The organism is Micromonospora sp. WMMB235, assembly GCF_001855515.1.
Classification (GTDB): domain Bacteria; phylum Actinomycetota; class Actinomycetes; order Mycobacteriales; family Micromonosporaceae; genus Micromonospora; species Micromonospora aurantiaca.
Map to the genome: position 1 here is coordinate 5,416,297 of NZ_MDRX01000001.1, position 22,243 is coordinate 5,438,539.

Here is a 22,243-nt window from a genome sequence, read left to right on the forward strand (position 1 = left end):
GGCAGGCCGCGGGCGACGTCCGTTTCCGCGCCCGATCACCGGCGGGCCGGCCGGCCGCGCAGAATGAGCCGGTGCGGCACGACGACGAGATCGACACACCACGGGGGCCCGCCCGGCTCCGGTTCGACCCACCCGCCGACGGCACCACGGTGCTGGTGCTCGGTCACGGCGCCGGCGGTGACGTGGACGCGCCCGACCTGACCGCCGTCCGGGACGCGGTGCTCGCCGCCGGGGCCGGAGTGGCCCTGGTGACCCAGCCGTACCGGGTTGCCGGGCGACGCGCGCCCGCTCCCGCCGGGCACCTCGACGAGGCGTGGACGGCGGTGCTGGCCGACCTGCGCCGGCGTGCCCCGCGGGTGCGCCACTGGGTGGTCGGGGGCCGGTCCAGCGGCGCCCGGGTGGCGTGCCGTACCGCCGCCGCCGTCGGGGCGGCCGGAGTCGTCGCACTGGCGTTCCCGCTGCACCCGCCGGGACGACCGGAGCGATCCCGGGCCGGGGAACTGCTCACCGGCCTGCCCACGCTCGTCGTCAACGGCGACCGGGATCCGTTCGGCGTGCCCGAGTCCGGCCCCGGCATCGAGGTGGTGGTCCGGCCGGGGGAGCGCCACGACCTGCGCGGCGACCCGGCCGGCACGGCCGCCGTGGTGCGGGACTGGCTGCGCGTACACGGGTGGTCGTCCTGACCGGGCGGCGCGCGCCGTGACCGTCCGCCGCGGCGGGTCGTTGCACCGGTTGGTGCCGGCCGCCCGGTTCGGGCGCGCCGGGGCCACCCTCCCAGGCCCTTCCTGGTCCCAGCGTCGGTCGCGGCCGAGGCCGGGACCAGGATCGGGTGGGGCCGGAGGAATGCCATGCCCCACAACTCGCGTTATCTCCCTTGGACGACGACAGAGCCAGCGCGAGGGGGGTGACCGGTGCCGATCGAGACACGGAGCCGGGAACGGGACGAACGGGACGAGCGTCAGCTCCGGCGGCTGCTCGACGCGCCGGAGTGGCCCGCGGCGGCGTCGGTCGTGAGCACCGGCACACACTCCGGAAGTGAATCTGCCGGTAGGTGGGTACGCGTATCCTCGGCGGGAAAGCATCCGACGCGAGGGGATGTGCGGTTGACCACCGAGAAGACGGACGAGCGCAGGGCCCGCTTCGAGCGGGACGCGATGCCCTTCGTCGATCAGCTCTACGCTGCCGGACTGCGGATGACCCGCAATCCGGCGGACGCGGAGGACCTGGTTCAGGAGACGTACCTGAAGGCGTACGCCGCCTTCCACCAGTTCGAGCAGGGCACGAACCTGAAGGCCTGGCTCTACCGGATCCTGACCAACACCTACATCAACACCTACCGCAAGCGGCAGCGCCAGCCCATCCAGGCGCCGACCGAGGAGATCACCGACTGGCAGCTCGCCGAGGCGGAGTCGCACACGTCCAGCGGCCTGCGCTCGGCCGAGACGGAGGCGCTCGACCGGCTGCCGGACAGCGACGTCAAGGAGGCCCTCCAGCAGTTGCCGGAGGAGTTCCGCCTGGCCGTCTACCTGACCGACGTCGAGGGCTTCTCCTACAAGGAGGTCGCCGACATCATGGGCACGCCGATCGGCACCGTGATGTCCCGTCTGCACCGTGGCCGACGTAATCTGCGGAAGCTGCTGGAGCAGTACGCGGCGGAGCGGGGTTTCAGCGCCGCCTCGTCGAAGAAGGGTTCGACCGCCGCCGCCGGCCGGGAGGTGTGACCGTGAGCTGTGGACAACCGCACGAGACGGACTGCCGCGAGGTGCTCGCCGAGGTCTACCTCTACCTCGACCTGGAGTGCGCCGAGGAGCGCCGGGTGCTGATCCGGCACCACCTGGACGAGTGCGGACCGTGCCTGCGCGAGTACGGCATCGAGCAGGAGGTCAAGGCGCTCGTGGCCCGGTGCTGCGGCAACGAGGCGGCCCCGGAGAAGCTGCGTGAGCGGTTGCGCCTGCGGCTGACCGAGCTGGTGGTCTTCGAGAGCACCGAGTCCCGCGAACTGGCCGACTGACAAGCGACGCAACGGCCCGGGTCCGATCACGGACCCGGGCCGTTGCGCTGTCCGGCGACTGCGCCGCCTGATCGGATGATCAGGAGTTGGGGCGCTTGCCGTGGTTGGCGCTGCTCTTCTTGCGGGCCTTCTTCTTGCGGGCCTTCTTCGCCATGCTCTGCCTCCTTGTGCTGGTCACGGTTCCGTCCGCGGCTGGGCGCGGCGGAGGTCGCGGTGCGGCCCTCCGGGCTCGCCGGTGGCCGACCCGCACGATGCTAGTGCCGTCGCCGGCGGTCGGGGCGCGGCGGGGCGGATCGCGCGCGGCGGTGGTGCGCGGCCCGGCGTGACCGGCGTCATGATTGGATACCGTTCGCAGGATTGTCGGGGAGCTGTCGGGGAGAGGGAGGGCCGAGATGGCCGAGGAGATCCGCGCCGAGATGGTGGCGAACGTCTGGAAGGTCGTCGTGTCGGCCGGTGACACGGTGTCCGAGGGCGACACCCTCGTCATCCTGGAGTCGATGAAGATGGAGATCCCGGTGGTCGCCGAGTCCGACGGCGTGGTGCAGAAACTCGCCGTCAACGAGGGCGACGTGGTGCAGGACGGCGACCTGATTGCGGAGATCGGTTGACCGGCCTGCGGGTGCGCCGCGCCGAGCCGGCGGACTTCCCGGCCGTGGCCCGGCTGACAGTCGCCGCGTACGAGGCGGACGGCCAGCTCAAGGACGAGAGCGGGTACGCGCCGGTGCTCGCCGACGTGGCCGGCCGCGCCGAGACCGGCGAGGTGCTGGTGGCCGTCGACGACGCCACCGGCCAGGTGCTCGGCGCGGTGACGTTCGTGCTGCCCGGCACCCCGTACGCCGAACTGGCCGGCCCGGGCGAGGCCGAGTTCCGGATGCTCGCTGTGGATCCGGCCGCGCAGGGCCGGGGCGCGGGCGCCGCGCTCGCGGCCGCGTGCGTGGCGCGCGCCACGGAGTTGGGCTGCACCGCCGTGGTGATCTGCGTCCGCGCCGGGATGGCGGCGAACGCACACCGCCTCTACGAGCGGCTCGGTTTCGTCAGGTACCCGGAGAAGGACTGGACGCCGCTGCCCGGCATCGACCTGCGCGGCCTGCGGCTGGATCTGACCGCGGCGGGCTGAACCGGCTCAGCCCTGGCCGGTCTCGCCGATCTTGGCGAGCAGCTCGTCGGCCACCTGGAGCGCGATCCGCTTGCGCTCGTCGTCGGTGATGCCCGGCACGCGTACCGCGAACCAGCTGCTGTGCACCGCGAACAGCGTGAGCGCGGCGCGGAGCTGGGCGGCGGGCGAGTCGTCGCCCCGGCACAGCTCGTGCGCCAGCCGCATCATCCGGTCCCGCATCTGCTGGCCGGCGACGAGGCTCTTGAGCACGGTCTGGTTCTGCTCGAAGAAGCGCATCACCTGGGGCAGGTCGCCGGCGAACATGCTGTCGGCGTACCTGCCGATCAGGGCGCGCCGGGTGGCCAGGGTGGGCGGCTGGTCGGCGGCCCAGGCGATCAGCTCGTCCATCCGGCGCAGCCGGTCGTCGACCAGGCTGGTGACGATCTCGTCCTTGCTCTTGAAGTGGTAGTAGAGCGCCGCCTTGGTCACGCCCAGCCGCTCGGCGATCTCCCGCAGCGACGTCTTCTCGTAGCCCTGCTCGGTGAAGAGTTCCAAGGCGACGGCCTGGATCCGCTCGCGCGTGCCACCTGTGGTCTCCCTCACCGGCCGACATCCTTCCAATCCGCTTGACGTGCGCCCGCCATCAGCTTACCGTCCGGCTAGTAAGCAAACTAGCCGGGCGGCAAGTAAGTCGATCATCCGATCTGCGGGGGAGCCTACCGATGAGTCAACCAGCCCAGGTGACCACGAGACCCAATGTCCGGGTCGTCCTGTTCGGTCTGATGATCGCGATGATGCTCGCGATGCTCGACAACATGATCGTCAGCACCGCGCTGCCGCGGATCGTCTTCGAGTTCGGCGGCGCCGACCACTTCACCTGGGTGGTCACCGCGTACGTGCTGGGCACGACGGTCTCCACGCCGATCTGGGGCAAGCTCGGCGACCTCTACGGCCGCAAGACGGTCTTCCTCACCGCTGTGGTGGTGTTCCTGGTCGGCTCCGCGCTCTGCGGCATGTCCGGCTCCGGCGTCTTCGGCGGCGCCGACACCGGCATGACCGAGCTGATCGCGTTCCGTGCCGTCCAGGGCCTCGGCGCCGGTGGCCTGATGGTCGGCGTCATGGCGATCATCGGTGACCTGGTCCCGCCGCGCGAGCGGGGCCGCTACCAGGGCATGATCGCCGGGATCATGGCCATCGCCATGGTCGCCGGCCCGCTCGTCGGCGGCTTCATCACCGACAACCTCTCCTGGCGCTGGGCGTTCTACGTCAACCTGCCGCTGGGCGGCGCGGCGCTGCTGATCCTCGCCACCACCATGCACCTGCCCAAGTACCGCACCGAGCACAAGATCGACTGGTTGGGTGCGGCGCTGCTGTCCGTCGGCATCACCGCGATCGTGCTGGTGACCACGTGGGGCGGCAACGAGTACGACTGGGTATCGCCACAGATCCTCGGCCTCGCCGTGCTGGCGGTGCTCGCCCTCGGCGCGTTCGCGGTGGTGGAGCGGCGCGTGCCGGAGCCGATCCTGCCGCTGAGCCTGTTCGCCAACCGCAACTTCGCGCTGATCTCGGTGATCGGGTTCCTGCTCGGCTTCGCCATGTTCGGCGCGATGAACTTCCTGCCGCTCTACCAGCAGACCGTGCAGGGGGCGTCGGCCACGAACAGCGGCCTGCTGCTGCTCCCGCTCATGTTCGGCATGCTCGTGGTGTCGCTCGTGGTCGGCCGGACCATCACCAGGACCGGCCGCTACCGCGTCTTCCCGATCGTCGGCGGCGTGGTGATGGTCGCCGGCATGGGCCTGCTCAGCCTGCTGGACGTGGACACCAGCAAGGCGCAGTCCTCGATCTACATGATCGTGCTCGGTGTCGGCATGGGCTTCCTCATGCAGACCTCGATGCTGATCGCGCAGAACAGCGTGGAACAGAAGGACCTCGGCGCGGCCAGCGGCGCTGCGACCTTCTTCCGGTCCATCGGCGGCTCGTTCGGCGTCTCCCTCTTCGGCGCGATCTTCGCCAACCGCCTCGCCGACTCGGCCGCCGGTTCCGCGTTCGCGGGCTCGGGCGGCGAGGGCGGCGAGGGCGGCGCGATGGACCTGGAGGCACTCAAGAAGCTCACCGGCCCGATGCGCGAGGCGGTGCTCGGCGGCCTCTCCGACGCCATCTCGCACGTCTTCTTCTGGGCGGTCCTCTTCACGGTGGCCGTACCGGTGCTCGCCTGGTTCATCAAGGAGGTGCCGCTGCGCGCGACGAACGACGTACCGCCGGCCGGCGCCACACCGGAGGACGAGGCCGAGGCCGCGCTCGGCAAGGCCCCCGTCGCCTGACGTGCCTCGCGCCCGCTGCTCGCCAGCTCGGGGTAGTGGCGGGTTCGAGGGCGAGTTGATCGCGCCACTTCGGCGAAGTGGCGGCGGTCAGTTCCGGCGGAACAGGGCTGTGAATCGTCGCCAGAGACGGCGCAGCGGACCGCCGGCGGCGCCGGCGATGAGCGAGTCGGCGGTGGCACGTGCGGCCGGGTCGAGGGCCGGGGTGGCCCGAGCCAGGTACGCCAGCGACACCGCCACCGGGGTGCGCCGCATCGGCCCGGCCGCCACCTCGGCGATCCGCCCGGACACCAGCGCTGCTACGTCGGCGCGGGTGTCCGGGTGCACCCAGGCGGCGGTGACCAGGGCGAACAGCGCCGCCTCGGCGGCCGGGCCGAGATCACCGGCGGCCAGTTCCCCCAGCACCCGACGCCGGGTCGACAGCTCCCACGGCTCGTCGGTGCGGTGGTGCAGCAGGCCGAGGCAGGCCCAGACCTGCGCGCAGCGCGTCCACAGTGCCGGATCCTGCCCGCCGAGCACCCGGCCCAGCGCTGTCGCCGGTGCCTCCGGCGGGTGTGCCAGCAGGGCGAGCAGGTCGGCGAGGTCCAGTGTGGCGAGCCCGACCGCGGCGTCGTACGCGGCCGGCGGGTGCGCCCACGCCGGGTGCGCGAGCTGCTGGAGCCGCCGTACCGCTGCCGCCGAGGGGGCGGGACCGTCGAGGGCCGGGGTGTCGTCGCCGGCCGGGGTCACCTGCCCGAGCCAGGGGCGGCCCCGGCAGCACTCGGCGAGGTCACCGTGCTCGTGCGTGTCGTCCGGGTGGTCGCGGACGAAGTCGGCGAGCGCCACCAGGTGGTCCACGTCGCCGTCGCGCAGGTAGCGCAGCCGGTGCGCGGTGTGCACCGCGCAGTCGAAGGTGGGGTCCTTCGCCAGTGCCCGGTCGATCCAGCCCAGCGCCGCGTCGAGCCGGCCGTTGTCGGCCAGCGTGCCGGCGATGTCCGCGTAGACAGCGAGGTCGTCGGGGTCGAGCGCGACAGCGCGTTCCAGTGCGGCGAGCGCCTCGGCGGTCCGGCCGGCGCCGCGGTACGCGTACCCGAGCCACACCTCGCCGAGTTTGGTGGGCTGTGCGCGTACCCCCCGGGTGGCCCAGGTGACGGCGAGGGTGACCTCGCCGAGGCGCCGGGCCAGCGCGGACGCCGCGCCCAGCAGCAGCGGATGGGCCGGATGGACGGTGATCGCGTTGCGGGCCAGCGTGAGGTACGGCGCGAGCGGCTCGCGCAGCCGGCGCGGCGCGGGGTCCGGCGCCGCCGCGCAGACCTGCATGAGGATCCGGGCGGTGCGCTCGGGATCGAGGCGTTCCGGCAGGTCGGCGGCGGTCACCCAGGGCACTGCGGCCCAGGGCGCGGCCGGCGCGTAGCCGGTGGCGGCGGCGAGCAGGTCGAGCCCTTCGGCGGGCCGGCCGGCGGCGGCGAGCAGGTGCGCGCGGGCCACCACGGCGCCGACGAACGCCTGCTGACCGAGCGGGAAGAGGTCCAGGTCGCCGCCGCTGGCCGCGTTCAGCCGGGCGAGCGTCTCGTGCGCCTCGGGCAGCGTGGGGGAGCGGACCAGCGCGGCGGCCACGTGGTCGGCGGCGTGCCGCAGGTCGCCCTCGCCCAGCGCAAGCCGGGCCAGCGCGAGTTCCTCCTCCGCCGACAGCGCGGCGTCGTCCTCGGGCACGTCGTCCTCTCGGCGGGTCGGGTCGGTCAGCCGGGCAAGCCTAGGGGATCTTCCGTCAGTTAGTGATCCACTGCGCACTCCTGCTCGTTGCGTTGATTGAGGCTACTGAAACGTGCAAGACTGAGCATCGAACGCGCGGGAAACGCGCAGAAGGAGGTTCCGGAGTGACGCAAGCAGGGGCCGGTATGGCCGCCGACATCGACGAGCAGCCGGCCGGTTACGAGCGTCTGCTCTCCACCGAGCACGCGGCGGCCATCGCCGAGGTGGCGGCCGTCGTCGCCGAACGCCGCCCCCGGCACGTCGTCTTCACCGCCCGGGGCACCTCCGACCACGCCGCGCTCTACGCGGCCTACCTGACCGAGATCCGCCTCGGACTGCCCGCCGGGCTGGCCTCCCCGAGCGCGATCACCGTCTTCGGCGCCCGGCCCGACCTCTCCGACGCGCTCGTCGTCGGCGTCAGCCAGAGCGGCGGCTCGCCCGACCTCGCCGAGGTGCTGCGGGTCGCCCGCGCGTCCGGCGCGCTCACCCTCGCGGTCACCAACAACCCCGGCTCGCCGCTGGTGGAGACCGCCGAGCTGAGCGTCGACATCGCCGCCGGCCACGAGCGCGCGGTCGCCGCCACCAAGACCTACACCGCCGAGCTGCTCGCGCTGCTCATGCTGATCGAGGGCGTACGCGCCGGCGACGGCGTGCTGCCCGCCGAGGAGCACGCCGCCCTGAGCCGCCTGCCCGAGCTGGCCGCGCAGACGCTCGCCGACGACACCCCGGCCCGGCTCGCCCCGCGCTACCGGTTCGCCGCCCAGCTCGTCACCACCGGCCGGGGGTACGCGTACCCGACCGCCCGGGAGGCGGCGCTGAAGCTGATGGAGACGTCGTACCTCCCGGCGCTCGCCTTCTCCGGCGCCGACCTGCTGCACGGCCCGCTCGCCATGACCGACCCGGACGTCCCGGTGCTCGCCGTGGTCGGCTCCGGCCCCGGCGGCACGTCGATGCGCGAGGTGCTGCCCCGCCTCGGCGAACGCCGCGCCGACGTGGTCGTGGTCGGCTCCGCCGAGGTCGGCGAGACCCGGATGGCGGTGCCCGAGGTCGACGAGCGGTACGCGCCGCTGCTCGACATCCTGCCGCTGCAACGGCTCGCGCTGTCCCTGGCCCTGGCCCGGGGCGAGGACCCGGACGCGCCGCGCGGCTTGAAGAAGGTCACGGCGACGATGTGAGGTCCGGCGTGGCACGCTGTGTGGCGTGTCCACCCTCCGTGACCTCGCCGAGGAGCACACCGCGCTCCGCCCGGCCGACATCGACCACCTGCACCGGATCGCCGGCGACTGGCAGCTGCTGTCCGACCTGTCCTTCGCCGACCTGCTGCTCTGGGTGCCGGTGGACGGTGACGGCACGTTCCTCTGCGTGGCCCAGGTCCGTCCCACCACCGCGCCGACCGCCTACCTGGACGACCAGGTCGGGCGCATCGTCGGCGGGGCCGAGGTGGCCCACCTGGAGGTGGCCCACCGGCAGGGACGGATCTGGCGCGAGGGCGACCCGGTCTGGTACGGCGACGTCCCGGCCCGCCACGAGGCGATCCCGGTCCGGCTGCGCACCGGCGACGGTGAAGCCGGCGAGGTGATCGCCGTGGTGGGCCGGGACACCAACCTCTCCACCGCGCGCACCCCGAGCCAGCTCGAACTGAACTACCTGACCACCGCCGACGACCTCGCCCAGATGATCGCCGACGGCACGTTCCCGCCGCCCCGGCACCCCGGCGAGACCACCTCGGCACCCCGGGTCGGCGACGGCCTGGTGCGGCTCGACGCCAACGGCAAGGTCACCTACGCCAGCCCGAACGCGCAGTCCGCGTACCGCCGCCTCGGCTACGCCTCCCACCTCGTCGGGGAGGACCTGGCCAAGCTGCACCGCCGGCTCGCCGGCGACCCCCTCGAAGGCACCGACGCGGGCAACGCCGTGCTCGCCGCGCTGCGCGGCGAGGCGCCACCCCGCCGGGAGATCGACGCGCGAGGCGCCACCATGCTCACCCGGGCGCTGCCGCTGATGCCCGCCGGAGTGCCGATCGGCGCGCTGGTGCTGGTCCGCGACATCACCGAGGTACGCCGCCGCGACCGCGCCCTGATCACCAAGGACGCCACCATCCGGGAGATCCACCACCGGGTGAAGAACAACCTCCAGACCGTCGCCGCGCTGCTGCGCCTCCAGGCCCGGAGGGTCGCCATGCCCGAGGCGCGGGTGGCGCTCGAAGAGTCGGTACGCCGGGTCGCCTCGATCGCTCTCGTCCACGAGACGCTCTCCATGTCCAGCGACGAGGCGGTCGAGTTCGACGGCATCGTGGACCGGGTCGCCAGCGCCGCCACCGAGGTCGCCGCCACCGAGGTGAGCGTCGGCATGCGCCGCCGCGGCACCTTCGGCGTACTGCCCGCCGAGATCGCCACCTCGCTGGTGATGGTGCTCAACGAACTGCTGCTCAACGCCGTCGAACACGGCTTCCCGCCGGCCGACGAGGAGGCCGGTGCCCCCTCGCCCTCGCCCTCGCCCGCGGACGCGGCCCGGCCCGAGGCCGTGGTCTCCGCGCCCCGGCCCGAAGTGGTGGTCTCCGCGCACCGGGCCCGCAAGCAACTGCACGTCACCGTCACCGACAACGGCCGAGGGCTGCCCGAGCAGTTCGACGCCGAACGCGGCGGCAACCTGGGCCTCCAGATCGTCCGGGCGCTCGTCACCGGCGAGCTGCGCGGCACCATCGACCTGCGCAACGGCGCCGACGGCGGCACCGAGGCGGCCATCGTCGTACCGCTGGCCCGCGGCACCACCGACCGCCTCACCGGACGAGCAGGGCCACCGTGATCCCCGGCCGCGGCCACACCTGCCGCACCGTGTAGCCCGCGCGCAGCGCGTCGCCCTTCGCGCCAGGCACCGCCGCCGGCGGGTCGGGGCGGCGGCCGGTGACCACCAGCCACACCCGGTCCACCCCGGCCAGGCACCGCGCCGGGTCGTCGCACTCCACGGCCCAGAGGCTCGCGTCCTGCCGCTGGTCGCGGACCACGAGCACGTCGCGCGGCAGCCTCCGCCCCATGTGGTACGCCATGCCGAGATCCGGGAACAGCCACCCGTCCCGGGGCGAGTAGACGATCGCATCGCCCGGCCGCTGCTCGGCGCGGATGATCCCGGCCGCGCCCGCGTAGTCGACCGGTGCGCTGCGCGGCCACTCGTGGGTACGGCGCAGGGCCACCTGGTCGGGCAGCCCGAGCAGCCCGGCCAGGACCACCACCGCGATTCCCGCCGCGATCCGTCCGCGCGGCGACGTCGGTCCTTGCTCTGCTTCCGCGGGCGCGGCAGTGCGGCCGGCTGCGGCGGGTGTCGCCGTGCGCTCGGGTTCGGCGGGCGTCGCTGTTCCCGGCGTTCGGGCCGGCGCGGGAGTGACCCGCGCGGCAGCCAGCGCGGCGCCGGCAAGTACACAGGCGAACGGCACGGTGAAGACGAGGTAGCGGGTCACCCACAGCGGCACAATCGTTCCGGCGGCGAAGACCAGCACCACCGGCAGCAGCACGGCGGCGACCGGCAGCAGCGCCCGGCGACCCAGCCGGGCCGCGCCGAGCGCCGCGAGCGCGAGCACGAACCCGCCGACGACACCGCTCTGCGCCAGCGCGCCCGGCAACGCCGCCAGGTCGGGCAGGCGCGCCGGGTCCACCCAGTCGAGTTGCCGTCCACGCTGCCCCCGCGCCACCAGCGCCAGTGGGGTGACGAGCACGACGACCGGCACCAGCGCCAGCAGCCACCCGGCCAGCACCCGTCGGCCGGGCGCCGACCCCTCCCGAGCCTCGCCGGTCACGTCCTGCCGTTCCGCTTCCGGCGCGTCCGTGCCGTGCTCCCTGCTCCCGGGATGCGGTGACACCCGTGGCGTTCCACCGGCGCTCGATCTCGTGGCTGGGTGGAGCGCCGCGGGTGTCTGCGGGGCGCCGTGACACCCGTGGCGTTCCACCGGCGCTCGATCTCGTGGCTGGGTGGAACGCCACGGGTGTCTGCGGCATGGCCGGCTCGCGTCGGGCATCTCGGCTCGGGACCGGCCGGGCGGATCGACGACCGCCGCGGGGCCACGTGCGGCGGTCAGCAGCACCACCACGGCGTGGGCGGCGAGCAGGGTGAGCGCGATCAGGTGGAGCAGGGCGAGCGCGGCGACGGCGAGGGCGTACCCGGCCCAGCGTCGCCAGGTCGGCCGGCGCAGCGCCTCGACCAGCAACAGCGTGGCCAGCACGGCGAACAGCGTGGCGAGGGCGTACGGGCGGGCCTCCTGGCCGTACCGCGAGGTGACCGGCAGCACCGCGAACAGCAGTCCGGCCAGCAGCCCGGCGCGACTGCCGACGAGCATCGCGCCGAGGCGGGCGGTGAGCGCGGCAGCCACTGCCATCGCGAGCGCGGAGGGTAGCCGCAGCGCGGTCGGCGACGCGCCGGCCAGGGCGGTCCAGCCGTGCACGAGCAGGTAGTACGGCCCGGTAGCGGCGTCGATCGTGCGGGTCATCCGGACCAGGTCCGGTACCGGGCGAATGGCGGCGCTCCAGGTCGCCAGCTCGTCCCGCCACGGCTGGGCGTGCCCGATGCCGGTCAGTGTCACAGCGAGCGTGAGCAGTCCGGGTATCACCCACACCACCGGACCCGGCCGGCTGCGGACGGACGCGGGCGCGAACCTCGTCACCCCCGCAGCCTCACACGCCCAGCCCTTCCCGCCCGTCCGCTCCACCGATTCCCACCCACCCGGCCCCCCGACCCGGCCCTCGCCCCGGCCCCACGCCCGGACCCGGTCGATCATGAAGTTGACGGCACGCACCGTCCCTTTTGTCCCCGCCAACTTCATGATCAATGGAGCGGGTGGGTGGGGTTGAGCTTGTTGACCAAGGAGATTGCGGCCTGGGGTGGTGGGTTGGGGGACGCTAACTCCTTGATCACCGGGGAGGGGGCGGGGAGAGGGCGGGGAGGGGGAGAGGGCGGGGAGGGGGATGGGGGTCGATGTGGGGGTGGTGGGCCCGTGATGTGGGATCACAGTGCGGAGCTGTGGTCGTGCGGGGCGTGGTGTGGCAGCATGAGGCACATGACCGCCGCTGTCGTCCGCCGCTTCGTGGCTCGTCGCCACGTCGATTACGGCCGCGTGCGCAGCGCGATCTGTCCGGCCCACTGACGACGCCCGACCTTTCCGTCTCGGGCGCGTACTCGCGCCGGCCGTCATCGACATCGCCGTCCGCGGCCCTCTCCAGGGCCGGCCGCCGCGTCCGCGCTCCAGGCACCGCAGCAGACCATGGAGGACGCCGCGATGGCGGTCAGCAGCACCCCGACCCGTCCCGACACCCCGGCGCCTGCCGCCCGTGCGCCCCGCCGGCCACGCGGCGAGGGGCAGTGGGCGCTCGGACACCGTGAGCCGCTCAACCCCAACGAGCGGATCAAGAAGGACGACGACCCGCTGAACGTGCGGGACCGGATCGAGAACATCTACGCCCACAACGGTTTCGCCTCGATCGACCCGCAGGACCTGCGCGGCCGGTTCCGCTGGTGGGGCCTCTACACCCAGCGCAAGGCCGGCATCGACGGCGGGCGTACCGCGGTGCTGGAGCCGCACGAGCTGGAGGACGAGTTCTTCATGCTCCGGGTCCGGGTGGACGGCGGCCAGCTCAACCTGGCGCAGCTCCGCGTGATCGCGGACATCTCCCGCGAGTTCGCCCGGGACACCGCCGACATCACCGACCGGCAGAACATCCAGTACCACTGGATCCGGGTCGAGGACATGCCGGAGATCTGGCGCCGGCTGGAGGCGGTCGGCCTGCAGACCACCGAGGCGTGCGGCGACTGCCCCCGGATCGTGCTGGGCAGCCCGGTCGCCGGGGTGGCCCGGGACGAGGTGCTCGACCCGACGCCGGCGATCGACGAGATCGTCCGCCGGTACGTCGGCGACAAGGCGTACTCCAACCTGCCCCGCAAGTTCAAGACCTCGATCTCCTGGCTGGTCGACACGCCGTACGAGGCGAACGACATCGCGTTCCTCGGCGTGGAGCACCCGGAGCACGGGCCCGGGTTCGACGTGTGGGTCGGCGGCGGGCTCTCCACCAACCCGATGCTCGCCAAGCGGCTCGGCGTCTGGGTGCCGCTGAACGAGGTACCGGACGTGTGGGCCGGTGTGGTCGGCATCTTCCGCGACTACGGCTACCGTCGGCTGCGCAACCGGGCCCGGCTGAAGTTCCTGGTCGCCGACTGGGGCGTGGAGCGCTTCCGGGAGGTGCTGGAGAAGGAGTACCTGGGCCGCACGCTGCTCGACGGTCCGGCCGCCGACCTGCCGGCGAAGCCGGTCGACCACATCGGCGTGCACCGGCAGAGTGACGGCACGAACTACGTGGGCGCGGCCCCGGTGGTGGGCCGGGTGTCCGGCACGCAGCTGGCGCAGCTCGCCGACGTGGTCGAGGCGCACGGCAGCGACCGGGTGCGGCTCACGCCGTACCAGAAGCTGCTCGTGCTGGACGTGGCGCCGGAGCGGACCGACTCGCTGGTCGCGGCGCTGCGCGGGATCGGCCTGGAGGCCCGGCCGTCGGCCTGGCGGCGCGGCACGATGGCCTGCACCGGCATCGAGTTCTGCAAGCTCGCCATCGTCGAGACCAAGCGGCGCGGTGAGGAGCTGGTCGCCCGCCTGGAGGAGCGGCTGCGCGACTTCGACGCGGACATCTCCATCCACCTCAACGGCTGCCCGAACGCCTGCGCCCGCACCCAGGTCGCCGACATCGGGCTCAAGGGCCAGCTCGTGGTCGGCCCGGACGGCCGGCAGGTCGAGGGGTTCCAGGTGCACCTCGGCGGCGGCCTCGGCATGGCGCAGGGGCAGACCGCCGGCTTCGGCCGCAAGCTGCGCGGTCTGAAGACCACCGCCGAGGAGCTTCCGGAGTACGTGGAACGGCTCGCCCGCCGCTACCTGGCCGGCCGGACCGAGGGTGAGACGTTCGCCAACTGGGTGATCAGAGTCGACGAGGAGGAGCTCCGATGAGCGATGCCCGATCTGCGCCTCTCTACTGCCCGTACTGCGGCGAGGAGGACCTGCGACCGCACGAGGCCGGGCACGGCGCCTGGGAGTGCCACGCCTGCGCGCGGGTCTTCGCGGTGAAGTTCACCGGCCTGCTGAGCCGGGCGGTGACCCGGTGAGCGGCCTCGTCTCCGCCGCCGGCCTCGGCCTGATCGGCGCGGCCGAGCCGACGCGCCGCGACCCGGAGGAGCTGCGCGCGCTGGCCGAGGAGGCCGGCCGGGAGCTGGCCGACGCGCCCGCGATCGAGATCGCCCGGTGGGCGGTGGAGACGTTCGGCGAGCGGTTCTGCGTGACCAGCTCGATGGCCGACGGCGTGGTGGCGCACCTGGTCTCCCGGGTCGCGCCCGGCGTCGACGTGGTGTTCCTGGACACCGGCCTGCACTTCCCGGAGACGCTGCGCGTCCGCGACGAGGTGGCCCGGCGGATGCCGGTGCGGGTGCGCTCGATCCGGCCGCGGATGACTGTGGGGCAGCAGGACGGCCAGTACGGTCCGCGCCTGTTCAACAGGTCCCCGGACGACTGCTGCCAGCTGCGCAAGGTGGAGCCGCTGGAGCGGGCGCTGTCCGGGTACGACGCCTGGGCCGCCGGGCTGCGCCGGGACGAGTCGCCGACCCGGGCGAACACGCCGGTGGTGGGCTTCGACGCGCGGCGCGGCAAGGTCAAGGTGAACCCGATAGCGGCCTGGACGCAGCGGGAGGTGGACGCCTACGTGGCCCGGTACGACATCCCGGTCAACGAGCTGTTCGCCCGCGGCTACGGCTCGATCGGCTGCTGGCCGTGCACCCGGCGGACGAAGGCGGGGGAGGACCCGCGCGCCGGGCGCTGGGCGATGTTCGAGAAGACCGAGTGCGGCCTGCACACCTGAGCGCCGGGCCGCCGGTGGTGCTGGTGGCGCACGGCAGCCGTGACCCGCGTGCGGCGGAGGCGACCCGGGCGCTGGCCCGGGCCGTGGCGGACACCTGCCCCGGCCGTCCGGTGCTGCCGAGCTGGCTCGATCACACCGATCCCGGGCCGGCCGAGGTGCTGCGCGGGCTGGCCGACGCCGGTCACTCCCGGGCGGTCCTGGTGCCGCTGCTGCTGACCGCCGCGTACCACCGGAAGGTGGACATCCCGGCGGCGGTCGCGGCGGCCGGCGCGGACATCGAGGTACGGGTGACGGATGTGCTGGGGCCGACCGGCGGCGGGGTGGACGGCGGGCTGCTGGACGGGCTGCGCCGCCGTCTGGCGGAGGCGACCGGTGACGGGCCGGGCGGTCTGGACGCGGTGGTGCTGGCGGCGGCCGGTACCCGGGATCCGGCGGCGCGCGCCTCGGTGGGCCGGGTCGCCGCGGCGTTCGGCGCCGGGCTCGGAGTGCCCTGCCGCGTCTCGTACGCCTCGGCGGCGCCCCCGGAGGTCGGCGGCGCGGTCACGCGACTGCGCGCCGCGGGCGCCCGCCGGGTCGCGGTGGCCGCCTACTTCCTGGCGCCGGGCCGGTTCCACGACGGGGTACGCGCATCGGCCCGGTCGGCCGGCGCGGTGGCGGTGGCGGACCCCCTGACCGACCTGCCGGAGCTGGCGGACCTGGTCCGGCGGCGGGTGGAGGCGGTGGCGGGCTGATCCGGTCCGGGACAGCAGAACGCCCCGGCCGGAATCCCGGCCGGGGCGGTCAGCGTGTACGGGTCAGGCGGAGTGAGCGCGCAGCACCCGGAGGCCGCCGCGGCGCTTCACCGCGCGACGCTCCTCTTCGCTCATCCCACCCCAGACGCCGGCGTCCTGACCGGACTCCAGCGCCCACTGCAGGCACTGGTCGGTCACGGGGCAGCGCCGGCAGACGGCCTTCGCCTGCTCCACCTGAAGGAGGGCCGGGCCGGACGTCCCGATCGGGAAGAACAGCTCCGGGTCCTCGTCGCGGCAGACCGAATCGTGGCGCCAGTCCATGGCGGCAACACTCCTCATTCTTAGTGGGTGGCCAGATAACGCTTCGTTGTTGCTATTTCTATATGCGTCCGCATTGCCGAATGGTGACGGTCAGCATCCATCAATTCGGCGCAGCGTGAGCAGGCTGTGGGGTGCCCGGACCTGCTGGAACAGCTCAACCGAACGAGCATATCCAGGCAATGTCCCGGCAACACGAGTTCGCTTGTGAATACTTTCACGAACTACAGCGATGTCAAGGGTGACGCTCGGAAAAACTCCGAACAGTGAGCGGGCTCACCACCCATTTGTCCGGGTTTGCCAGAGCCCTGGTTACCCGGCGTGCCACAGTCGATAATCAATGTAGTACGGTCTGCGTGACGTTGCTGACATTTCCGGCACCCTTCCTCGGCGTGGCGGCCACCGCGCCCGCGCGGCGGGCGGTCCGCGTCAACCGACTGGGATACCCGAGACCTAGCAGATTACTCTCAGTGCGGCCGGTACGGATGTGAATCGGACTTTCTCCCGCTCGCCGAGGTAGTCCCCGTCCAGCTGGAACGGCAACGGCCGGTCCGAGACCAGCGTGAACTCCGCCACGTCGTGCAGCCGCAACACCTGCTTGCCGTGCGGATCCGGTTGCTTCGAGAAGAACTGCACCGCCGTACGGGCCGTGCTGGCGACCCGGAGCCGCCGCAACGCGAGCACGTCGAGCCCGAGATCGAACGACGCCTCCGGGTTCGGGTTGATCTCGCGGTCGCCCAGGTACGTCCACGGCGCGGTGTTCTGGATGATCGCCGTGGCCAACTCCGTCGCGGGCGCCTCACCCGGGCGCTCCAGCGTGATCGACGGGTGGCGGCGGTCCGAGCCGACGAAGTACTGACTCGCCGTGGAACGGAAGTAGAGCGCCGGAGTGGAGACGCGCCCCTTCTTGCGGGCCTGCTCCACCCGGCGGATGACGGCCGCGTCCAGCCCGAAGCCGGCGCAGAACGTGAAGTAGCGGTCGTCCGCACGGCCCAGCCCGATCGTGCGGGACCGGCCCAGTCGCAGCCCTTCCAGGATCATGCTGGTGCCGTCCGGCCACTCCCGGGGCAGCCCGAGCGCGCGGGCGAACACGTTCGTCGAACCGCCCGGCACGGTGGCCAGCGCGGGCAGCCGCTCGGCCGAGGTCTGTCCGGTACGGAACGTCGGCGGCTCCGCCGCCATCAGGCCGTTCACCACCTCGTTGACGGTGCCGTCACCGCCGAGCGTGACGACCAGGTCGACGCCCTCCTGGGCGGCCTCCCGGGCCAGATCCGTGGCGTGGCCCCGTCGGCGGGTGTAGCGCACCGACAGGTCGACTTCACTGCGCAACGCCCGGACCAGCACGTCCCGGCTGCGCTCGCTGGTGGTGGTGGCCTTCGGATTGACCACCAGGACGGCCCGCATGGGCGGCACTGTACCGCGACTACCCACCGGTATCGTGGCGCCCGTGACGATCGACTCCGACCCGCTCCCCGGCACGCTGCGCGCCGCGGTGCTCCTGCTACGTGCCCAGGCGGTGGCGCTGGGGCTGATCGCGGTGTGGCTCATCTGGTCCGACCTCACCGCCGACACGACGGATCTGACCTCGGCGCTGCTGGTGACCGTCTTCGCCGTCGGCGGCGCGGTGGCGCTCTGGGCGCTCGGCGGCGCGCTGTCCCGCCGCCGAGCCGGGGCTCGTGCGCCGGCGATCGTGCTCCAGCTCATGCTGCTGCCGGTCGGCTGGTTCATGATCGAGGGCGGCATGGGCTGGCTCGGGGTGCCGCTGATGGCGCTCGGGATCGGCATGGTCGGGCTGCTGGTGAGCGGTCCGACCAACCGCGCGCTGGGATTCGGCGAGCCGGCCGGCTGAGCGCCGCCCGGTCTTGACGCGGCCCGTTCTGGACCGCAGCCGGGCCTGGACCGCAGCCGGGTCTGGAAGTCGCCCGGCCTGGAAGCCGCCCGGCCTGGACGCCGCCGGGCCCATGGCCGCGCGTCGGTCAGTAGACGCCGGCGCGGCGGGTCAGCAGCGAGATGGTGGCCCGGCCGCCTGATGCGTGGGCGTTCGCCCCGGTGGTCAGCGCGGTCAGCACCTTCCAGGCGAACGACGACTCGGACGGCAGCGTGGCGCCCCGGACCGTCGGCACCGTCACCTCGACGGTGAGCGCGTCGTCGGTGACCGCGAACCGGCACTCCAGCTCGGCGTCGCGGGTGGCGATGGCGAGCAGCATGGCGCACGCCTCGTCGACGGCGATGCGCAGATCCTCGATCTCGTCGAGGGCGAACTGGAGCCGGGCCGCGAGGCCGGCCGTGGCGGTGCGGAGCACGCCGAGGTAACCACCGTCGGCGGGCACGGTGAGGTGGACGACGTCGTCATCGGTCGTCGGGTGCCCGGTCAGTTGAGTCACGGCTCCTCCCCCCGGTGCGGGACTCTACCCGGTCAGCGGGCGGGGCGCGTGGGCGCGGCCGTCGCGTGCGTCGCTAGCTCGTGCAACGCCGGCCCGGCCAGGCGGTACGGCGTCCACTCGTCCATCGGCGTGGCACCGATCGCGGCGTAGAAGCGGGCCGCCGGGTTCCAGTGGATCATCCACCACTCCAGCCGCTGGTAGCCGCGCTCCACGCAGATCGCGGCCAGCGTGGCGAGCAGCATCCGGCCCGCGCCGGTGCCCCGGGCGTCCGGGCGGACGTAGAGGTCCTCCAGGTAGATGCCGTGCACGCCGGCCCAGGTGGAGAAGTTGAGGAACCAGAGCGCGAAGCCGACCGGCTGGTCCGAGGCGTCGACGGCGACGTGGCCGTACAGCGCCGGGGACGGGCCGAACAGCGCCGCGTCGAGCTGTGCCGTGGTGAGGTGGCACTGCTCGGGCGCGCGCTCGTACTCGGCGAGTTCGTGCACCATGGCGACGACGGCCGGTACGTCCTCGGGACGTACCGGCCGGATCGTCGGAGTGCCGTCGGGCGACGTCACGCCTGCTTGGTCTCCCAGAAGATCTTCGAGATCTCGTCGATCTTCGCCAGCAGCTCGTCGGCCTTGGCCGGGTCGGTGCCGCCCTTGGCGCCGGCCGCGCCGGCCAGCTTGGTGGCCTCGTTGAACAGCTGGTGCAGGTGCGGGTACTTCTCGAAGTGCGGCGCCTTGAAGTAGTCGGTCCAGAGCACCCACAGGTGGTGCTTGACCAGTTCCGCCCGCTGCTCCTTGATCAGGATGGCGCGGGTGCGGAACTCCGGGTCGGTGTTGGCCTGGTACTTCTCGCAGATCATTTTGACCGACTCGGCCTCGATCCGGGCCTGGGCCGGGTCGTATACGCCGCAGGGCAGGTCGCAGTGAGCGCTGGCCGTCACCCGGGGCGTGAGGATGCGGGGAAGGCGCATCAGGGTCCTCCATGGGTTGTTTGCGATGATCCAAGACGACATTACTCCTGGAGACGCCCTCCGGGGCTGGGAGGTGACATGGCGCCCACCGGTGAACCTCCGGCCCTGCGCGGCCCGCTGGTGCCGGTGCTGGTGACCGGCCCGTCCATGGCCCCGACGCTGCGTCACGGCGACGCGGTGCTGGTCCGCACGAAAGGCCGGCCGGTACGCCCCGGGGACGTGGTCGTCGCCGTGTTCCGCAGCCGTCCCGACCTGCTCGTCGTCAAGCGGGCGGTGGAACCCCGCGACGGCGGATGGTGGTTGCGCGGCGACAACGAGTTCGTCGCCGACGACTCCCGCGCGTACGGCGTGGCCGACGTCCGGGGCCGGGTGGTGGCCCGCTGGTGGCCGCGTCCGGGACGGGTCAGGGGACGGTAACGACCGGAGCGGATATGACCCCGCTCACATACTGGGTGCCGAAGCGTGACTATGCTCGAAAAGTGCCCGGGTGACCCCCGCACCGCCGCGCCGCCGGTCGCTGACCACCGCTGACCACGCCGGCCGGTCCGTCTGCTCGACAGATCCTGGAGTCACCATGTCTTCGTCCACCCCGGACCCCGCCGATCCCGTCTTCCGCCTGCACGTCGGCGGCAAGATGGCAGTCGCCTCCACAGTGCCGCTGACCAGCCGCGAGGACCTCTCCCTCGCGTACACCCCGGGTGTGGCCCGGGTGTGCGAGGCGATCGCCGCCGACCCCGCGCTCGTCGACACCTACACCTGGGTGTCGCACACCGTCGCCGTGGTCACCGACGGTTCCGCCGTACTCGGTCTCGGCAACATCGGCCCGCGCGCCGCGCTGCCCGTGATGGAGGGCAAGGCGGTGCTGTTCAAGCAGTTCGCCGGCGTGGACGCGGTGCCGGTCTGCCTGGACACCCAGGACGTGGACGAGATCGTGGCGACGGTCAAGGCGCTCGCGCCCTCGTTCGGCGGGATCAACCTGGAGGACATCAGCGCCCCGCGCTGCTTCGAGGTGGAGCGCCGGCTCGACGAGGCGCTGGACATCCCGGTCTTCCACGACGACCAGCACGGCACCGCGATCGTGGTGCTCGCCGCGCTGCGCAACGCCGCGGCGCTGCTCAACCGCAAGCTCGGTGACCTGCGGGTGGCGGTCAGCGGCGCGGGCGCGGCCGGGGTGGCGGTCACCAAGATGCTGATCGCCGGCGGCGTCGACCCGGACCGGGTGGTGGTGTGCGACTCGCGCGGCATCATCGGCCGGCACCGCGAGCTGACCGGCACCAAGGCCGAACTGGCCGAGCTCACCAACGCCGAGGGCCGCCAGGGCGACATCACCGAGGCGCTGCGCGACGCGGACGTGCTCGTCGGCGTCTCCGGCGGCCAGATCCCGGAGGCGGCGGTGGCCGGCATGGCCCCCGGCGGCATCGTGTTCGCGCTGGCCAACCCCACCCCGGAGGTGCACCCCGAGGTGGCCGCCCGGCACGTGGCGGTGGTCGCCACCGGGCGCAGCGACTACCCGAACCAGATCAACAACGTGCTCGCGTTCCCGGGTGTGTTCCGGGGCGCGCTGGACGCCGGGGCCACCCGGATCACCGACTCGATGAAGGTGGCCGCCGCCGACGCCATCGCGGGCGTGGTGGCCGAGTCGCTGACCGCCGACGCGATCGTGCCGTCGCCGCTGGACCCGCGCGTCGCCCCGGCGGTGGCCGAGGCGGTCGCGGAGGCCGCCCGCCGCGACGGGGTCGCCCGCCGCTGAGATGTAAGGAAGGGGCCCTTCCTAACGCCTCCGGTAGAGGAAGGGCCCCTTCTTAACTGCTGCTCAGCTTGTTACCGTGCCGATCATGCGTGCTGCCTATGCCTCGGCCTTCGACGCCGACAACCCGCTCGCCGCGCTCGCCGTCGGCGACCGTCCCGAGCCGACCCACCCGCAGGACGACTGGGTCACCGTGCAGGTCCGGGCCAGCTCGCTCAACCACCACGACCTCTGGTCGCTGCGCGGCGTGGGCCTGACCGCCGGCCAGCTCCCGATGATCCTGGGCTGCGACGCGGTCGGCACCGACCCGGACGGCAACGAGGTGGTCATCTACCCGGTGGTGCCCACCCCCGGTGACCCGCGCGGGGTCTCCATCCTCTCCGAGCACTACCAGGGCACGTTCGCCGAGCGTGTCGCCGTACCCCGGATGAACCTGCTGCCGCTGCCCGACGGCCTGTCGGCCACCGACGCGGCGTGCCTGCCCACGGCCTGGCTCACCGCGTGGCGGATGCTGACCACCAAGGGCCGGGTCGCCGACGGCGAGTCGGTGCTGGTCCAGGGCGCCGGCGGTGGCGTGGCCACCGCGGCCGTCGCGCTCGGCGTCGCGCTCGGCAAGCGGGTGTACGCGACCAGCCGCGACGCCGCCAAGCGGGAGCGGATCGCCGAGCTGGGCGCGACCGCGCTGGAGCCCGGCGCACGGCTGCCGGAACGGGTCGACGTGGTGATCGAGACGGTCGGCGCGGCCACCTTCGACCACTCGCTGAAGTCGGCCGCCCCGACGGCCCGGATCGTGGTCTCCGGCGCCACCTCCGGGCACGAGCCGAAGATCAACCTGCGCCGGGTCTTCGCCATGCAACTGGAGATCCTCGGCACCTCGATGGGCACCCCGGACGAGCTGACCGAGCTGCTCGCGTTCTGCGCCGAGCACGAGGTGCGCCCGGTGGTCGACCGGGTGGTGCCGTTCAGCGAGATCTCCGAGGCGTTCGCCCGGCTGCACTCCGGTGAGGTCTTCGGCAAGGTGGTCGTCGACCACACCGCCTGACGCGCCGCGCGGCCGGCGCGGCTTGTTAAGAAG

At 73.1% G+C, this 22,243-nt stretch carries 25 protein-coding genes; 16 read left to right on the forward strand and 9 right to left on the reverse strand.

The features are described 5' to 3' along the window. The first annotated feature begins 71 nt into the window (after positions 1-71). The 3 genes from BFV98_RS24075 to rsrA all read left to right on the forward strand — a co-directional run bounded on the left by BFV98_RS24075 (position 72) and on the right by rsrA (position 2,011). Positions 72-683 (forward strand): alpha/beta family hydrolase, encoded by a 612-nt coding sequence (locus BFV98_RS24075; protein ID WP_013288374.1) that lies wholly within the window; start codon positions 72-74, stop codon positions 681-683. 228 nt (positions 684-911) lie between these two features. Then, a complete protein-coding gene (locus BFV98_RS24080) occupies positions 912-1,721 on the forward strand; it encodes a sigma-70 family RNA polymerase sigma factor (RefSeq protein ID WP_013288373.1) in 810 nt (269 codons plus the stop codon). Between the two features lie 2 nt (positions 1,722-1,723). Beyond that, on the forward strand, positions 1,724-2,011 hold the full coding sequence (gene rsrA / locus BFV98_RS24085) for a mycothiol system anti-sigma-R factor (RefSeq protein ID WP_013288372.1): 288 nt from the start codon (positions 1,724-1,726) through the stop codon (positions 2,009-2,011). 79 nt (positions 2,012-2,090) lie between these two features. Here rsrA and BFV98_RS33110 read toward each other — a convergent pair whose 3' ends face one another. After that, positions 2,091-2,165: a 50S ribosomal protein bL37 gene (locus BFV98_RS33110; RefSeq protein WP_369752275.1), complete on the reverse strand. Its 75-nt coding sequence runs from the start codon at positions 2,163-2,165 to the stop codon at positions 2,091-2,093. Positions 2,166-2,403: 238 nt separating this feature from the next. Here BFV98_RS33110 and BFV98_RS24095 point away from each other — a divergent pair, with 238 nt between their 5' ends. Together BFV98_RS24095 and BFV98_RS24100 are read left to right on the forward strand one after the other, a co-directional pair. After that, positions 2,404-2,619 (forward strand): biotin/lipoyl-binding carrier protein, encoded by a 216-nt coding sequence (locus BFV98_RS24095; RefSeq protein WP_013288370.1) that lies wholly within the window; start codon positions 2,404-2,406, stop codon positions 2,617-2,619. Further along, positions 2,616-3,128 carry a GNAT family N-acetyltransferase gene (locus tag BFV98_RS24100; protein ID WP_013288369.1) on the forward strand — a complete coding sequence of 171 codons (513 nt, stop codon included), beginning with the start codon at positions 2,616-2,618 and terminating at the stop codon, positions 3,126-3,128. The genes BFV98_RS24095 and BFV98_RS24100 overlap by 4 nt, the downstream gene beginning before the upstream one ends. 6 nt (positions 3,129-3,134) lie before the next feature. On the opposite strand, the gene BFV98_RS24105 is transcribed toward BFV98_RS24100, so the two are convergent. Next, the gene (locus tag BFV98_RS24105) at positions 3,135-3,710 is read right to left on the reverse strand and encodes a TetR/AcrR family transcriptional regulator (RefSeq protein WP_013288368.1); all 576 of its coding nucleotides are present in this window, start codon (positions 3,708-3,710) and stop codon (positions 3,135-3,137) included. 119 nt (positions 3,711-3,829) lie between these two features. Here BFV98_RS24105 and BFV98_RS24110 point away from each other — a divergent pair, with 119 nt between their 5' ends. Next, entirely contained in the window at positions 3,830-5,428 is a 1,599-nt protein-coding gene (locus BFV98_RS24110) for an MDR family MFS transporter (RefSeq protein WP_071097861.1), read from the forward strand. An 87-nt stretch (positions 5,429-5,515) separates the two neighbouring features. Here the strand turns inward: BFV98_RS24110 and BFV98_RS24115 are convergent, their stop codons facing one another. Further along, positions 5,516-7,117 carry a tetratricopeptide repeat protein gene (locus BFV98_RS24115; protein ID WP_071097863.1) on the reverse strand — a complete coding sequence of 534 codons (1,602 nt, stop codon included), beginning with the start codon at positions 7,115-7,117 and terminating at the stop codon, positions 5,516-5,518. Positions 7,118-7,302: 185 nt separating this feature from the next. On the opposite strand from BFV98_RS24115, the gene BFV98_RS24120 reads away from it, so the two are divergent. Together BFV98_RS24120 and BFV98_RS24125 are read left to right on the forward strand one after the other, a co-directional pair. Then, positions 7,303-8,331 (forward strand): SIS domain-containing protein, encoded by a 1,029-nt coding sequence (locus tag BFV98_RS24120; RefSeq protein WP_030275110.1) that lies wholly within the window; start codon positions 7,303-7,305, stop codon positions 8,329-8,331. Between the two features lie 25 nt (positions 8,332-8,356). Next, positions 8,357-9,961: a PAS domain-containing sensor histidine kinase gene (locus BFV98_RS24125; protein WP_013475272.1), complete on the forward strand. Its 1,605-nt coding sequence runs from the start codon at positions 8,357-8,359 to the stop codon at positions 9,959-9,961. Here the strand turns inward: BFV98_RS24125 and BFV98_RS24130 are convergent. After that, positions 9,936-11,966, reverse strand: a complete 2,031-nt coding sequence (locus BFV98_RS24130; protein ID WP_369830088.1) for a glycosyltransferase family 39 protein — start codon at positions 11,964-11,966, stop codon at positions 9,936-9,938. The two genes, BFV98_RS24125 and BFV98_RS24130, sit on opposite strands and share 26 nt — an antisense overlap. A gap of 453 nt (positions 11,967-12,419) precedes the next feature. Here BFV98_RS24130 and BFV98_RS24135 point away from each other — a divergent pair, with 453 nt between their 5' ends. Genes BFV98_RS24135 through BFV98_RS24145 form a run of 4 tightly spaced genes read left to right on the forward strand, consistent with a single transcriptional unit; the run spans position 12,420 to position 15,761 of the window. Then, positions 12,420-14,129 carry a nitrite/sulfite reductase gene (locus tag BFV98_RS24135; RefSeq protein ID WP_071097865.1) on the forward strand — a complete coding sequence of 570 codons (1,710 nt, stop codon included), beginning with the start codon at positions 12,420-12,422 and terminating at the stop codon, positions 14,127-14,129. Then, complete coding sequence (locus BFV98_RS32350; RefSeq protein ID WP_013288361.1) at positions 14,126-14,284, forward strand: hypothetical protein; 159 nt, start codon at positions 14,126-14,128, stop codon at positions 14,282-14,284. The genes BFV98_RS24135 and BFV98_RS32350 overlap by 4 nt, the downstream gene beginning before the upstream one ends. Further along, entirely contained in the window at positions 14,281-15,030 is a 750-nt protein-coding gene (locus tag BFV98_RS24140) for a phosphoadenylyl-sulfate reductase (protein WP_013288360.1), read from the forward strand. The genes BFV98_RS32350 and BFV98_RS24140 overlap by 4 nt, the downstream gene beginning before the upstream one ends. Next, positions 15,012-15,761: a sirohydrochlorin chelatase gene (locus BFV98_RS24145; protein ID WP_041799111.1), complete on the forward strand. Its 750-nt coding sequence runs from the start codon at positions 15,012-15,014 to the stop codon at positions 15,759-15,761. The genes BFV98_RS24140 and BFV98_RS24145 overlap by 19 nt, the downstream gene beginning before the upstream one ends. Positions 15,762-15,824: 63 nt before the next feature. Here the strand turns inward: BFV98_RS24145 and BFV98_RS24150 are convergent, their stop codons facing one another. Then, positions 15,825-16,082 (reverse strand): WhiB family transcriptional regulator, encoded by a 258-nt coding sequence (locus BFV98_RS24150; protein ID WP_013288358.1) that lies wholly within the window; start codon positions 16,080-16,082, stop codon positions 15,825-15,827. 450 nt (positions 16,083-16,532) lie between these two features. Beyond that, positions 16,533-17,483, reverse strand: a complete 951-nt coding sequence (locus BFV98_RS24155; protein WP_030271872.1) for a diacylglycerol kinase family protein — start codon at positions 17,481-17,483, stop codon at positions 16,533-16,535. A 43-nt stretch (positions 17,484-17,526) separates the two neighbouring features. On the opposite strand from BFV98_RS24155, the gene BFV98_RS24160 reads away from it, so the two are divergent. Further along, a complete protein-coding gene (locus tag BFV98_RS24160; protein ID WP_041784529.1) occupies positions 17,527-17,928 on the forward strand; it encodes a hypothetical protein in 402 nt (133 codons plus the stop codon). A gap of 127 nt (positions 17,929-18,055) precedes the next feature. On the opposite strand, the gene BFV98_RS24165 is transcribed toward BFV98_RS24160, so the two are convergent. The 3 genes from BFV98_RS24165 to sodN are packed head-to-tail and all read right to left on the reverse strand — an operon-like array spanning position 18,056 to position 19,421. Next, positions 18,056-18,463 carry an ATP-binding protein gene (locus BFV98_RS24165; RefSeq protein ID WP_013475278.1) on the reverse strand — a complete coding sequence of 136 codons (408 nt, stop codon included), beginning with the start codon at positions 18,461-18,463 and terminating at the stop codon, positions 18,056-18,058. 32 nt (positions 18,464-18,495) lie between these two features. Next, positions 18,496-19,020: a GNAT family N-acetyltransferase gene (locus BFV98_RS24170; protein ID WP_013288354.1), complete on the reverse strand. Its 525-nt coding sequence runs from the start codon at positions 19,018-19,020 to the stop codon at positions 18,496-18,498. Next, positions 19,017-19,421: a superoxide dismutase, Ni gene (gene sodN / locus BFV98_RS24175; protein ID WP_013288353.1), complete on the reverse strand. Its 405-nt coding sequence runs from the start codon at positions 19,419-19,421 to the stop codon at positions 19,017-19,019. Before sodN ends, BFV98_RS24170 begins: the two co-directional genes overlap by 4 nt. Positions 19,422-19,499: 78 nt before the next feature. Here sodN and BFV98_RS24180 point away from each other — a divergent pair, with 78 nt between their 5' ends. The 3 genes from BFV98_RS24180 to BFV98_RS24190 all read left to right on the forward strand — a co-directional run bounded on the left by BFV98_RS24180 (position 19,500) and on the right by BFV98_RS24190 (position 22,210). After that, a complete protein-coding gene (locus BFV98_RS24180) occupies positions 19,500-19,838 on the forward strand; it encodes a S26 family signal peptidase (RefSeq protein WP_013288352.1) in 339 nt (112 codons plus the stop codon). 157 nt (positions 19,839-19,995) lie between these two features. Further along, positions 19,996-21,171, forward strand: a complete 1,176-nt coding sequence (locus BFV98_RS24185; RefSeq protein ID WP_013288351.1) for an NADP-dependent malic enzyme — start codon at positions 19,996-19,998, stop codon at positions 21,169-21,171. Positions 21,172-21,247: 76 nt separating this feature from the next. Then, positions 21,248-22,210, forward strand: a complete 963-nt coding sequence (locus BFV98_RS24190; protein ID WP_047894354.1) for a Zn-dependent alcohol dehydrogenase — start codon at positions 21,248-21,250, stop codon at positions 22,208-22,210. The last annotated feature ends 33 nt before the right edge of the window (positions 22,211-22,243 follow it).

Excerpts from the sequence above, each read along its gene's own strand:
- BFV98_RS24095 (WP_013288370.1), top strand. The coding sequence starts at position 2,404 with ATGGCCGAGGAGATCCGCGCCGAGATGGTGGCGAACGTCTGGAAGGTC.
- BFV98_RS24110 (WP_071097861.1), top strand. The coding sequence starts at position 3,830 with ATGAGTCAACCAGCCCAGGTGACCACGAGACCCAATGTCCGGGTCGTC.
- BFV98_RS24120 (WP_030275110.1), top strand. The coding sequence starts at position 7,303 with ATGGCCGCCGACATCGACGAGCAGCCGGCCGGTTACGAGCGTCTGCTC.
- BFV98_RS24130 (WP_369830088.1), bottom strand. The coding sequence starts at position 11,966 with ATGAAGTTGGCGGGGACAAAAGGGACGGTGCGTGCCGTCAACTTCATG.
- BFV98_RS24135 (WP_071097865.1), top strand. The coding sequence starts at position 12,420 with ATGGCGGTCAGCAGCACCCCGACCCGTCCCGACACCCCGGCGCCTGCC.
- BFV98_RS32350 (WP_013288361.1), top strand. The coding sequence starts at position 14,126 with ATGAGCGATGCCCGATCTGCGCCTCTCTACTGCCCGTACTGCGGCGAG.
- BFV98_RS24150 (WP_013288358.1), bottom strand. The coding sequence starts at position 16,082 with ATGGACTGGCGCCACGATTCGGTCTGCCGCGACGAGGACCCGGAGCTG.
- BFV98_RS24155 (WP_030271872.1), bottom strand. The coding sequence starts at position 17,483 with ATGCGGGCCGTCCTGGTGGTCAATCCGAAGGCCACCACCACCAGCGAG.
- sodN (WP_013288353.1), bottom strand. The coding sequence starts at position 19,421 with ATGCGCCTTCCCCGCATCCTCACGCCCCGGGTGACGGCCAGCGCTCAC.
- BFV98_RS24180 (WP_013288352.1), top strand. The coding sequence starts at position 19,500 with ATGGCGCCCACCGGTGAACCTCCGGCCCTGCGCGGCCCGCTGGTGCCG.
- BFV98_RS24185 (WP_013288351.1), top strand. The coding sequence starts at position 19,996 with ATGTCTTCGTCCACCCCGGACCCCGCCGATCCCGTCTTCCGCCTGCAC.